We start from the raw sequence: 12078 nt of genomic DNA, 5'->3' as shown, positions 1-12078 counted from the left end.
CCGAAGGAGGTGTCGGCGCGCCCGCCGAATGCCGAACGGGCTCGGCGCACGGTGCGCCGGCCTTCGGCCACGCATTCGGGGCATTGGAACCCGACGGGCGCGTCGATGCGGCAGTCGGCGCAGATCGGCCTGTCGCAGCGGACACACCGAAGGTAAGTCGAACGGTTCCGGTGGCGATAGCAGACCGGGGCCGACTGCTCATCGCTCATTTACTGCTCGATGTCCACACTGTTGATGACGATGTCGTTCACGGGACGGTCCATCGGGCCGGTGGGGACCTTGGCGATCTGGTCGACGACGGCCCTGGAGTCGTCGTCGTCGGCGACGACGCCGAAGATGGTGTGGCGACCGTTGAGGTGAGGCGTGGGCGAGACGGTGATGAAGAACTGCGAGCCGTTGGTGCCGGGCCCGGCGTTGGCCATCGCGAGCAGGTAGGGCTGTCCGAAGTGCAGGTCCGGGTGGATCTCGTCGCCGAACTGGTAACCGGGGCCGCCGCGGCCGGTGCCGGTGGGGTCGCCGCCCTGAAGCATGAATCCGTCGATGACGCGGTGGAAGATGACGCCGTCGTAGTACGGTCCCGAACCGGGCTGACCGGTGTTCGGGTCGGTGTATTCCTTGGTGCCCTCGGCCAGGCCGACGAAGTTCGCGACCGTCTTGGGCGCGTGGTTGTCGAACAGGTCGATCGTGATGTCACCGACGTTGGTCTTCAGAGTCGCCTTTGTCATGGCGTCTATGGTGCCAGACGGCATAGGTTCGTCCAACTTTCTGCCCCGTTTCCCTCGACGGGTGTCACTGAGCGGTGCAACATGAAGACTACGAGCACCTATAGGAGGGCTATCACGATGGGTTTCAGCCGAAATGCCACGACTCCCGTTCAGGAAGTCAAGGACAACCTCAGCAAGGGGGCCGTCTATCTCAAGGACGCGGGGACCGCGGCCGCGCGGGGGACGCGCGAAGCGGCGGTGCCGAGAGTCAACGTCGTGCTCACGAAGGTCGGACTCAGAAAGTCCCGGGCTCGCAGGTGGCCTTGGGTGGCCGGCGCGATCGGCTCTGGAATCGCTCTGGGGGGCGCGGCCGCCTACATGTGGTACCGCCGGCGTTCGGAGTCGATCGGCGAGTCGCTGCTCGCGGAGGAGCTGCTCGACGAGCCCGAGCGGGAGCGGCCTCAGATCACCGACGAGGAGATCAACGAGGAACTGATCGACAGGGTGAGCCGCTGAGGCTTCGGGCCCTGTTCCGGCGTCCTCGCCCACATGCCGCACCGGCCGGCGGGACCCGCCGCTCGGAGGCGTATTCGACTGCCCGGACGCGCTTCACCCGGCGCGATCCGGTGCGCAATATGAACGCCGGACCGGTGCCTCGCCCCGGGGGGGAGTGGGCGAGTTCACCGATCCGGCGCCAATGGGGGCGGGAATTGGGTCCGCGTCACGGCTGTCGCCGCGACTCACGGAACCGATTCTCGCCCCCCGTTCGCACAATGTGAAGGGTTCGACGGTGGCGGATATACGCCATGTCGCATACCCGCCATCCAATGTCGACGCTCAGTGCCCGACTCGACACCACAAGTAGCGATCCGGCGGTTCAGGCGCGGGTGGCTTCGACGGCCTTGGCGAGGCGGCGGACGCCCTCGTCGATCTTGTCGGCCTGGACCGCCGAGTACGCGAGCCGCAGGCAGGACTCCCCGCCGTCGATGACGAAGTCGGTGCCCTTGACGACCTGCACGCCCTCGTCGGCGGCGGCCGCGGCGACCTTGGCGCAGTCGACGCCCTCGCCGAGGTCGACCCACAGGAAGTAACCGCCGTCCGGCACCACGAACTCGGCGTTCGGCAGGTGCGCGCGCAACGAGGCGGACAACTGGTCGACGCGCGCTTCGAGCGCGGCCTTCACCGTCGCGATGGACCGGTCGAGGCTGCCGGCCTTGGCGAACTGGTAGATCGTGGCCTGGGCGAACATGTTCGGCGCGATGTAGGTGTTGGTGGCGGCCTTGGCGATCCGGCCGATGAGCTCGGCCGGGCCGACGAGGTAGCCGGTCCGCAGGCCCGGGCACACGGTCTTGGAGAAGGACGACGCGTACACCACGCGGCCCTCGGTGTCCTGCTCCAAGAGCGTCGGGAACTGCTCGCCGCGGAAGCGGATGTCGAGGTACGGGTCGTCCTCGAAGATCGGGAAGTCGTACTCGCCGGCCAGCTCGAGCAGGCGGCGCCGCTTGTCGCCCGACAGCGTCACCCCGGCCGGGTTCTGGAAGTTCGGGATGATGTGCGCCAGGGCCGGCCTCAAGCCGCCCTTGAGCAATGACTCGAGTTCGTCGACGTCGAGGCCGTCGGCCTGCACGGTCACCGGGTGCAGCTGCCCGCGGCGGTTGCGCAGGCCGAGCAGCGTCCGGTCGTAGGTGGGCCGCTCGACGACGACGGGCGAGTCGGGCTTGACGAGCTCGTCGAACAGGAAGGCGTCGGCCTGCATCGAGCCGTTGGTGACGAGCACCTGGTCGACCTCGACCTCGTGCTTCGCGGCGATCCACTCGCGCAGCAGAGGATAGCCGACGGAGGTGCCGTAGCCGGTGACTCGCGCGGGATCGGCTTCGAGCGCCGCCGCCGCTGCGGACTTCAGGCCCTCGGTGTCGACGATGTCGAGCGACGGAGCGCCCCGGGAGAATGAGATGACGTCGGTGTTCGGCATGCCAACCAGCGTAAGCGCCGCATCGCGGCGGCGTCGAGCGGCATATGGGCGACCCGTCTCGGCCACATCCGGGCTTCGCCGCGGCGGCTCGGCGGCGGACGCCACGGACGGCCGCGTACGCGATACGGTGCTGGTGTGGGGCTCCACTGGGGCTCTGAGGGTTCGCGCCATGCGACATATGACCCGCAAGCTTCGCCAAGTCGAAGGAGAGACGATGACGCTCGACCGTCCGCAGGCCCCGTGGCCGTACGACTTCCTTCCGCAGGTCCCATCGTTCGAGGTCACGTCGACGGACGTGACCGACGGCGAGATGCTCGACGAAGCCCAGGTCGCGGGACGGGACGTCTCGCCGCAGCTGTCGTGGTCGGGCTTCCCGCCCGAGACCGCCGCGTTCGCCGTGACCTGCTTCGACCCCGACGCGCCGACCGGCTCGGGCTGGTGGCACTGGATGATGCTCGACCTGGACGTGTCCGTGACCGAGCTGGCCACGGGCGCCGATCTCGACCCGCCGGCCGGCGTGGTGCAGCTGCGCTCGGACTCGGGCAAGGTCGGCTTCGCCGGGGCGGCCCCGCCGAGCGGCGACTACCCGCACCGCTACATCTTCGCCGTCCACGCCCTGAAGCAGCAGCTCGAGGTGCCCTCGGACGCGTCGATGGCGTTCGGCTCGTTCAACATCAACTTCAACGTCCTCGCCAGGGGCCTGATCACACCGGTGTACCGCAATGCCTGACGCAGTGATCCTCGCCGCCGCGCGCACACCGGTCGGGCGGCGCGGCGGCGGACTCGCCGGCGTCCACGCCGTGGACCTGGCCGCGCACGCGATCAGCGCGGCGCTCGAACGCTCGGGCCTCGAGCCGGACGCCGTGGACGACGTCGTCCTCGGCTGCGTCTCGCAGGTCGGGGAGCAGTCGTGGAACATCGCCCGCAACGCCGTCCTCGCGGCCGGGTGGCCCGAGGCGATCCCCGGCTCGACGATCGACCGCCAGTGCGGCTCGAGCCAGCAGGCGATCGGCAACGCCGCCGCGGCGGTCTTGGCGGGGCACGCCGACCTGGTCGTCGCGGGGGGCGTGGAGTCGATGACGCGCGTGCCGATGGGCGCGAACGTCGGCGAGGGCGCGGGCGAGCCGTACGGCCCGGCGGTGCGCACCCGCTTCGGCGACCGCGTCGAGGCCGACGCGGCGGTGCCGTTCAACCAGGGCGTCGGGGCCGAATTGGTGGCCGAGCGGTACGGGGTGAGCCGGGAGGCGATGGACGCGTTCTCGCTGGCGAGCCACGAGAAGGCCGCCGCGGCGACCGATAAGGGCGCTTTCGAGGCCGAGATCGCGCCGCTCGCCGGCGTCGAGGCCGACGAGGGCATCCGGCGGGACACGAGCATGGAGAAGCTCGCGGGCCTCAAACCGGTGTTCAAGGAGGGCGGCTCGGTGACGGCCGGGTCGTCGTCGCAGATCTCGGACGGGGCGGCGGCGCTGGTGATCACCACGGACGAGCACGCGCGGCGTCTGGGGGTGCGGCCGCTGGCGCGGATCGCGGCCTCGACGGTGGTCGGCTCGGACCCGGTGATGATGCTGGACGGCCCGATTCCGGCGACGGCGAGGATCCTGCGCCGATCGGGGCTCGATCTCGACGAGGTTGACGTGTTCGAGGTGAACGAGGCGTTCGCGTCGGTGCCGCTCGCGTGGCTCGCCGAGACGGGCGCGGACGAGGAGCGGCTCAACCCGCGCGGCGGCGCGATCGCGCTGGGGCACCCGCTGGGCGGCTCGGGGGCGCGGCTGGCGACGACGCTGCTGCACTACATGCGCGACGTGGGCGCGAGGCGGGGCCTCCAGACCATGTGCGAAGGCGGCGGGATGGCCAACGCCACGGTGTTCGAGCTGCTCTGAGCCCGAAACGTGAAACCGGATATTTGCTGATTTATCCGGCCTAAGGGACCCCTGGCAACAAGTCTATGCCGGGGGTCCGACAGGCGCTGCGGGGCCGAAACCGGCTGTGGCCGGACCGGCGGTCATTTCCACTTGGACAGGACCAGCAGGGCCGCGACCATCGCCGAGAAGCCCACGGCCAGGTTCCAATAACCCCACGCGGCCACCGGGTAGGCCATGCCGGACAGGTAGAACAGCGTCAACCACCCGATGCCGATCACAATGAGCGAGACGGCGGTGATCGGCACCCACAGCGGGCTCGGCTCGTAGCCGTCGCTCGACTGCGAACCCGGGCTTGACGGATTCGAGTAGACCTTCTTCTTACGCACGCGTGACTTCGGCATCGACGACTCTCCAATTGAGGGACATATCCGATCTTCAGGGTACCGGTCGACTCGGCGGCTGCCGAGACCCTCTTGGCAGCGGTCGCCGGTTCCCGATTGCTCGTCCGTTCGGGCCATACTTGAATTCAGGCGTAACCCTAGGATGTCGTGGGGCGTTATGTTTAGGAAACCACTCCCCAACGAGCCGATCATGTGATCTGACGGAGGCGAAGTTCCCAGGTGAACGAGCAGGACTGGTCGCCCTTCGGGGGGGAGCAATCGTCCCCGCCGCGGCCCGCGCCGAGCCCGGGCCGAGCCAGCGTGCCCCCTCCCGGGACCGCGGGCGCCTCGGTCACGCCGCCCGCGGCCGTCCCGCGCCCCGCCCCGCGCCCCGCTCCGACACCGCCACCGCACCCCCCGCACGACCAGACCGCGCCGCTGCGCCCGCCGTCGGCGGCCAAGAAGCCCTCGCCGGGCCTCATCCCCGCCCCCGACGCCACCGCGATCCTCCCCCAGATCCCGGACGGCCCCGCCCCGGCCCCGGCCGGCGCCGACTCCGAGACCCGCAAGAAGCAGTCCGTCAAGCGCCACCGCGACGCCGAAGCCGCCGGCAAGGTCCGCAAGACCGTGCGCGGCGTGGGCGAGGTCCTCATCACCTTCGGCGTCATCGTCCTGCTGTACGCCGCCTACGAGGTCTTCGGCGTCACCGGCGAGATCAACAACGCCCAGGACGACCTCTCCACCGACCTCGAGATGATGTGGGAGGCCGAAGAGGGCGAGGAGAGCGTCGACGGCGCGCCCGTCCCCGAGCTCGGCGACGTCTTCGCACGCATGTGGGCGCCCGACATCCGCCCCGAGTCCTGGACGCTCGTGGAGGGCACCGAGCTGTCCGACATCGAGTACGCGCCGGGCCGCTACCTCGAAGGGGCCTACCCCGGCGAGCAGGGCAACTTCACGCTCGCCGGCCACAACGTGCCGGCCATCTTCCAGAAGATCCGCGAACTCGAAGCCGGCGACAAGGTCGTCATCGAGACCAAGGAGTACTTCTACGTCTACGAGGTCCAAGAGCACGTCGTCGTCGACGAGACCCAGGTCGAGATCACCGAGCCCGTGCCCGGCGAACCCGGCGTCGAACCAGGCGACGAGGACTACTGGATGACCCTGTTCACCTGCCACCCCCTGTGGGACAACTACGAGCGGTACGTCGTCTACAGCAAGCTCACCGACACCATCGAGCGCGATCCCGAGGGCGACCTGCCCGACGCGGCGATCGATCCGGAGGTCTGACGTGTACGGATGGATCTGGCGCAAGCTCCCCTTCGGCCTCCCGGGCAAGCTCACCGGCTCCCTGGCGCTGGCCGCGGCCGCGCTCGCGCTGCTGTGGTTCGTGGCGTTCCCCGCGATCAGGCCCATGATGCCGTGGAGCAACGTCGATGTGGGCGGTGGGACGAACGTCGAGAACGAGGAGGGCGGCGATGACGAGCCCGCCGGAGACGACCCCACCTGCACGCCCGGCGTCGACTGCGCCCATACGGGCTTCGACCCCGAGGACTACCAGACCGCGACACCGCCTGATGACGCCGAGAGCCCGGAGGGCGATGGGTAGCGTCCTGGTCGTGGACTTCCGCGACTCCTTCGTCCACACCATCGTCAGCTACCTGCGGGCCCTCGGCGCACGCGTCGAGGCGCGCCGCTCCGACGAGTGCACCGTCGACGAGGCCGAGGCGCTGGAGCCCGCGGGGCTCCTCCTGTCGCCCGGGCCGGGCCGCCCGGAGGAGGCCAAGCTCGGCCACGACCTGCTCGACCGCTTCGCCTGGTCCGCGCCGATCCTCGGCGTGTGCCTGGGACACCAGGTCATCGCCGAGCACTGGGGGGCGACGGTCTCCCGGGCCCCGCAACTGCGCCACGGCGAGACCTCCGCGATCCACCACGACGGCTCCGGCCTGTTCGCCGGCTGCCCCAGCCCGATGACCGCCACGCGGTACCACTCGCTGGCCGTCGAGCCCGACTCCGTCGTCCCGCCGCTGGCGGTCACCGCCGCCACCGCCGACGGCGTGGTCATGGGGTTGCGCCACCGCGAACTCGAGGTCGAAGGGGTGCAGTTCCATCCGGAGTCGATCCTCACCGAGGACGGCAGCTCCCTGCTCGCGAACTGGCTGCACCGCCTCCCGGCCACGGCGCGTGAGACCACATAGGAACCGGCTGTCGCCTAGGCTGGGGCGGCACGAGCCGAACGCCGCCGAGTGCCCCGAGTCGAACCGCGGCGCGCGAGACCACTCGGTGTACCTTGCGAGTCGCCGATGAATCCGCCGAGGGGGAGTATGTGACACGGGAGGAATGGAATCCCCGGCCCCGACAACGGCCGCGGGGCGGGCTCTTCCTCGCGGGCGTCCTGATGCTCCTCGTCGGCGCCTGGCAGATCGTCATCGGCTGCGCCGTCGCCGGCGGCCAGGCCACGGTGTTCTCCGGCGGCGGCTACTGGTACCGAGCCGACAGCGCCGGCTGGGGCTGGGCCAACCTCCTCATCGGCATAGCCGGGATCGCCCTCGGCCTCGCCCTGCTCGGCGCGACCAGGCGGCTGCGGCGACTGCGCGCGAAGATCTTCCTGGCACTCCTGGTCGCGGTCGTCTCCGGTACGAACCAGTGCTTCCTCGTCCCGCAGTACCCCTTGTGGTCGACCTTGGCGATCGCCTTCGACGTCTTCATCATCTGGGCGGTCACGACGGAGCCCGTCGCCTCCGGTGACGAAGCCGCGCAAGATGACGGAATCGTCCGTTTAGGCCCCACCGCCCTCCGGGACTGGCACGGTGGAACGATGAGCAATAAGTCCTTCAAGACCGCCGCGAAACGGTTCTGGTCCGAAAAGCGCACGGACTCCGCCGCGGCGCTGACCTATTACTCGGTGCTGTCGATCTTCCCCGCGATCCTGGTGGGCACCTCGATCATCGGCATGCTGAGCCAGCGCGCCACCGATGAGATGCTCTCGGTCGCCGAGGAACTGCTTCCCTCCGACGCCATGTCGATCGTCGATTCGGCGGTCACCCAGCTCCGGACCGACCCCTCCACCGCCGGCCTCATGGCCCTGGTCGGTCTCCTCGCCGCCCTGTGGGCGGCCTCGAACTACGTCGCCGCGTTCTCCCGCGCGCTCAACGACGTCAACGGCACCGGCGAGACCCGCAAGTGGTGGATCGTCCTCATCGTCCGCCTCGTCCTGACCATCCTCGTTGGTGCGCTCACGGCCGTGTGCGCGATCATCCTCGCCACCGGCGGCGCGGTCGCGGACGCGATCGGCAGCGCCATCGGCGGCGGCGGCATCGCCGCCACGATCTGGGCGTGGATCAAGTGGCCGATCATCGTCGTGCTGGTCATGGTGATCGTCGCGCTGCTGTACTGGCTGGCTCCCGCCAAACGCACCACGTTCCGCTTCCGCGCTCCGGGCGCGATCCTGGCGGTCGTGCTGTGGATCCTCGCCTCGGCGGCGTTCGGGCTGTACGTGGCCAACTTCAGCAACTACGACAGGACCTACGGCACCCTCGGTGGCGTCATCGTCTTCCTGGTGTGGCTGTGGATCACCAACCTGGCGCTGATGTTCGGCTCCGAGTACAACGTCTCGGCACTGCGCGACGAGGAGCGCGTCCCCGAGATGGCCGACGAGAAGGCGGTCGGCTGAGCTCAGCCGCTCGCCTTGGGCTGCACCAGACCCGATTCGTAGGCGAACACCACCAGCCCGGCCCGGTCGCGCACCCCGAGCTTCATCATCGCCCGATGCACGTGCGTCTTCGCCGTCGCCGGCGAGATGAACAGGCGCTCGGCGATCTCGGTGTTCGTCAGCCCGCGCGCCACGAGCGCGACGATCTCCGTCTCGCGCCCCGTCAGGCCGTCGATCTTCCCGGCCAGGCGCGTCGGCGGGTGCGCGACGTACTCGGCGACGAGCTTCGCCGCGATCCCCGGCGACAGCAGCGTCTCCCCGCACGCGGCGGCCCGCACGCACCGCAGCAGTTCCTCGGGCTCGGTGTCCTTGACGAGGTAGCCGGCCGCTCCGGCGCGCAGCGCGTCGAAGACGTAGGCGTCGAAGGAGTAGTTGGTGAGCATGACGACCCGCAGCTCGTCGAGGGCGTCGCGGTCGGCGATCTCGCGGACCGCCGAGATGCCGTCGCCGCCGGGCATCTCGACGTCGAGCAGGGCCACGTCGGGCCGGTGAGCGAGTGCGAGTTCGACGGCGGCGGGTCCGTCGGCGGCCTCGGCGACGACCGTCATGTCGTCCTCGGCGTCGATGAGCGCGCGGAAGCCGCCGCGCATGAGCGGCTGGTCGTCGGCGAGCAGGACCCGGATCATCCGGCCACCTGCGATTCGAGGTGCGATTCGGTCTTGAGCGGCAGCCTCGCGTGGACGCTGAAGCCGTGCCGGCCCGGGCCGACGACGAGCGAGCCGCCCAGGCCGTCGACGCGTTCCCTCATGCCGGTGATGCCCCGTCCCGGTTCGTACGATTCCACGGCGCCATTGTCGGTGACGACGATGTTCAGCTCGTCGCCGGCGCGGGCGACGCGGACTTCGATGCGGTCGCCCTCGGAGTGGCGGACGGCGTTGGTGAGCGCCTCCTGGATGATCCGGTAGGCGGCGTGGTCGACCTCGTGGTCGATGCCCTCGCAGTCCTGGCAGTCGAGGACGAGCTCGAAGCCCAGGCCGCTGTAGCGGTCGGCGAGGTCCTTGACGCGGCCGAGGCGCAGGCCGTCGTCGTCGCGGAGCATCGTGAGCGTCTCCCGCAGTTCCCTCGTGGCGTCCTTGGCGGCCTCCTCCACGGCCAGGAGCGCGTCGGGCGGTCGCTCACCGCGCTTGCGCGCCAAGTGGACGGCGACGCCGGCCTGGACGCGGATGACCGAGATCGAGTGGGTGAGCGCGTCGTGCAGCTCCCGGGCGATCCGGACCCGCTCGTCGGCGGCCTTGCGTTTGACCGCCTCCTCCTTGGTCCGCTCGGCCTCCTCGACGTAGGCGTCCCGCTGGCGCCGGGACTCGCCGGAGATCATCGCGACGTGCAGCCAGCCGACGACCAGCAGGGTGTTCCGGATGACCTCACCGGTCATGCGGAAGTCGGCCGATTGCCAATAGCCCCAGGCGGAGACCGCCGAGAGGGCCAGGACCAGGGTGATCGTCAGCGCGCGGTAGCCGGTGTACATCGCGGTGGCGATGGCCACCAGCGCGGGCACGGCGGGGAGCAGTCCGAGGTCGAGGTGACCGAGCACGGCCATGGAGGCGATCGCCACGGTGAGGACGGTGCGCGGGTAGACGCGCCGGAACACCAGCGCGATCGGCCCGAAGCCGAGCACGATCCAGGCCCATATCGGCACGGGCTCGTCGAAACCTCTGAGGGCGACACCGGCCTCCGAGAGCGCCAGGAGGGCGGCGGCGAGGATGAGGTCCGACCGCCGGACGGGCAAGCGCTTCGACATCGTTTCATCCTAAGCCGGGGCGTCCTCGGGAACGTCGGCCTGCGGTTCCAGTGCTCCCCTACACCCAGGGGCGTACGCGGCCGCTGCGATTGCGGCGCTGGGCGCCCGCCGGATTGTCGGCGCGGGGACGATGCTGTTCGATCGGCCGACGGGAACCCTCGATACAGGCGGATGCGGTCGCGTTCGCCGCCGCCCCAACCGAGGAGTGCGAAGCGATGTCACCTTCCATCCGGCACATCACCCCCGTCGGCCCGAAGGCCGCCGTGGGAGTGGTCGCCGACGTCTACCAGCAGGTCGAATCCGATCTCGGCGCCACCGGCGGCACGCCGTTCGCGATGCTCTCCCCGACCCCGGAACTGCTCGCTCCGATGTGGTCGCTGCTGCGCGAGTCGCTGCTCGTCGGCGGCCCGCGGGAGCGGGTGGCGAAGGAGGTCGTGGCGACCGCGATCGCGGTCAAGAACCGGTGCCGCTTCTGCGCCGACGCGCACGCCACCATGTTGCACGCGGCGGGCGAGCACGAGATCGCCGAGTCGCTGCGCAGCGGCGAGCCGCCGGACGAACACGCCGATCTCGCCGAGTGGGCGGTCGCGCCGAGCGTGGACGGGCCGTTCGGTGCCGAGGCCGCGCCGCGGTTCATCGGGACCGCGCTGGTCTTCGAGTTCATCACCCGCATGGTGAAGGTCATGGCTCCCGACGTGGGCCCGCATCCCTCCACGAACACCAAGTTCGGGCGGTCGGTGGCCTCCAGGTCGCTGCGCGCGGCGGTCGCGGCGGATCTGCAACCGGGTGCGAGTCTGCCGCTGCTCGATCGTCGCGAGCCGTGGCTGGCGGAGCTGTGGCCGACGCTCGACTTGTCCGTTCCCGGGTGGGCGGGGGATTCGCCGGTCGGGCGGGCGTGGGCGCAGCTGCGTGCGACGGCGGCCCGCGGGCGGGGCCTGCTCAATGCTCACGCGGCCGGCCAGGTCGAGCAGGCCATCGGCAAGTCGGTCGACGACTGGGGAGCGCGGCTGGTGACCGGGCCGATCGTGATCGACGACATCGAAAGGCTGCCGGCGACGGCGGCGCTCGGCGCACGCCTGGCCGCGTCGGCGGCGCTCGATCCGGGCTCGATCCGCGACGAGGACGTGGTGGCGTGGCGGACCGGCTCGGTGTCCGACCACTGCACCGTGTTCATGTTCGCGTTCGCGGTCGGGCACCTGGTCGACCGGATCCAGTCCGAACTGACCCATGTGGGCCTCACCGCGAAAGGCGATGTCAATGCTTAAGTTCTATCGGGTCTGGACGGCCTTCCTGGGCCTTTTGATCGCGCTCCAGTTCTTCCTCGCCGGATACGGCGCCATCGGGACCGGAGACCCGACCGAGTCCTTCGAGCTGCACATCATGAACGGCCGGCTGATCGGGGTCGTGACGCTGCTGGGCATCCTGTTCGCGGCGCTGGCGCGCGCGGGCGGGAAGCTGGTGGGCCTGGCGGCGGCCGCGTTCGGGCTGGTGCTGCTCCAGTCGGTGATCGCGCTGATCAGCGTGACCGGGACCGTCCCGGGGCAGATCATCTTCGGCTTCCACGCCATCAACGCGCTGGTCATCATGACGATGGTCGAACTGTCCGGCAGGGAGGCCAAGCGGGTCCTGCGGTCCCGCACCGAGACGGAGGAGCCGGTGGCGCCGGAGGCGGCCCCGGCCCGGTGACCTGACAGGAAACCAGTGGAGCGGGAC

Annotated in this window: 14 protein-coding genes and 1 pseudogene; 9 read left to right on the top strand and 6 right to left on the bottom strand. The window is 70.1% G+C overall.

All coding sequences use genetic code 11. The features are described 5' to 3' along the window. A pseudogene (locus ACYVK3_RS05745) lies at positions 1–209 on the bottom strand (hypothetical protein); the annotation flags it as partial. Then, a complete protein-coding gene (locus tag ACYVK3_RS05740) occupies positions 210–725 on the bottom strand; it encodes a peptidylprolyl isomerase (protein WP_460496324.1) in 516 nt (171 codons plus the stop codon). Positions 726–806: 81 nt separating this feature from the next. Here ACYVK3_RS05740 and ACYVK3_RS05735 point away from each other — a divergent pair, with 81 nt between their 5' ends. Then, positions 807–1220, top strand: coding sequence for a hypothetical protein (locus ACYVK3_RS05735; RefSeq protein WP_460496323.1), 414 nt, complete (start codon positions 807–809; stop codon positions 1218–1220). A 361-nt stretch (positions 1221–1581) separates the two neighbouring features. Here ACYVK3_RS05735 and ACYVK3_RS05730 read toward each other — a convergent pair whose 3' ends face one another. Then, positions 1582–2676 (bottom strand): aminotransferase-like domain-containing protein, encoded by a 1095-nt coding sequence (locus ACYVK3_RS05730; RefSeq protein ID WP_460496322.1) that lies wholly within the window; start codon positions 2674–2676, stop codon positions 1582–1584. Between the two features lie 214 nt (positions 2677–2890). On the opposite strand from ACYVK3_RS05730, the gene ACYVK3_RS05725 reads away from it, so the two are divergent. Together ACYVK3_RS05725 and ACYVK3_RS05720 are read left to right on the top strand one after the other, a co-directional pair. Further along, the gene (locus tag ACYVK3_RS05725) at positions 2891–3406 is read left to right on the top strand and encodes a YbhB/YbcL family Raf kinase inhibitor-like protein (protein ID WP_460496321.1); all 516 of its coding nucleotides are present in this window, start codon (positions 2891–2893) and stop codon (positions 3404–3406) included. Continuing rightward, positions 3399–4556, top strand: coding sequence for a thiolase family protein (locus tag ACYVK3_RS05720; RefSeq protein ID WP_460496320.1), 1158 nt, complete (start codon positions 3399–3401; stop codon positions 4554–4556). Before ACYVK3_RS05725 ends, ACYVK3_RS05720 begins: the two co-directional genes overlap by 8 nt. Positions 4557–4678: 122 nt before the next feature. On the opposite strand, the gene ACYVK3_RS05715 is transcribed toward ACYVK3_RS05720, so the two are convergent. Continuing rightward, a complete protein-coding gene (locus tag ACYVK3_RS05715; protein ID WP_460496319.1) occupies positions 4679–4939 on the bottom strand; it encodes a cell division protein CrgA in 261 nt (86 codons plus the stop codon). A gap of 300 nt (positions 4940–5239) precedes the next feature. Here ACYVK3_RS05715 and ACYVK3_RS05710 point away from each other — a divergent pair, with 300 nt between their 5' ends. From ACYVK3_RS05710 to ACYVK3_RS05695, 4 genes are all read left to right on the top strand, one after another. Continuing rightward, positions 5240–6205 (top strand): class E sortase, encoded by a 966-nt coding sequence (locus tag ACYVK3_RS05710; protein ID WP_460496318.1) that lies wholly within the window; start codon positions 5240–5242, stop codon positions 6203–6205. A gap of 1 nt (position 6206) precedes the next feature. After that, positions 6207–6524, top strand: coding sequence for a hypothetical protein (locus tag ACYVK3_RS05705; RefSeq protein WP_460496317.1), 318 nt, complete (start codon positions 6207–6209; stop codon positions 6522–6524). Beyond that, complete coding sequence (locus tag ACYVK3_RS05700) at positions 6517–7113, top strand: anthranilate synthase component II (RefSeq protein WP_460496316.1); 597 nt, start codon at positions 6517–6519, stop codon at positions 7111–7113. Before ACYVK3_RS05705 ends, ACYVK3_RS05700 begins: the two co-directional genes overlap by 8 nt. Positions 7114–7241: 128 nt before the next feature. Next, positions 7242–8588, top strand: coding sequence for a YihY/virulence factor BrkB family protein (locus ACYVK3_RS05695; RefSeq protein ID WP_460496315.1), 1347 nt, complete (start codon positions 7242–7244; stop codon positions 8586–8588). A 2-nt stretch (positions 8589–8590) separates the two neighbouring features. Here ACYVK3_RS05695 and ACYVK3_RS05690 read toward each other — a convergent pair whose 3' ends face one another. Both ACYVK3_RS05690 and ACYVK3_RS05685 read right to left on the bottom strand, forming a co-directional pair. Next, complete coding sequence (locus ACYVK3_RS05690) at positions 8591–9253, bottom strand: transcriptional regulator (protein WP_460496314.1); 663 nt, start codon at positions 9251–9253, stop codon at positions 8591–8593. Beyond that, complete coding sequence (locus tag ACYVK3_RS05685) at positions 9250–10365, bottom strand: sensor histidine kinase (RefSeq protein WP_460496313.1); 1116 nt, start codon at positions 10363–10365, stop codon at positions 9250–9252. The genes ACYVK3_RS05690 and ACYVK3_RS05685 overlap by 4 nt, the downstream gene beginning before the upstream one ends. A 215-nt stretch (positions 10366–10580) precedes the next feature. Here ACYVK3_RS05685 and ACYVK3_RS05680 point away from each other — a divergent pair, with 215 nt between their 5' ends. Further along, positions 10581–11630 (top strand): carboxymuconolactone decarboxylase family protein, encoded by a 1050-nt coding sequence (locus ACYVK3_RS05680; RefSeq protein WP_460496312.1) that lies wholly within the window; start codon positions 10581–10583, stop codon positions 11628–11630. Then, a complete protein-coding gene (locus tag ACYVK3_RS05675; RefSeq protein ID WP_460496311.1) occupies positions 11623–12051 on the top strand; it encodes a DUF6220 domain-containing protein in 429 nt (142 codons plus the stop codon). Before ACYVK3_RS05680 ends, ACYVK3_RS05675 begins: the two co-directional genes overlap by 8 nt. The last annotated feature ends 27 nt before the right edge of the window (positions 12052–12078 follow it).

This window comes from Glycomyces tarimensis, assembly GCF_054776215.1.
The sequence above is the reverse complement of the archived record's forward strand: the minus strand, read 5'-3'. Positions and strand labels throughout refer to the sequence as shown.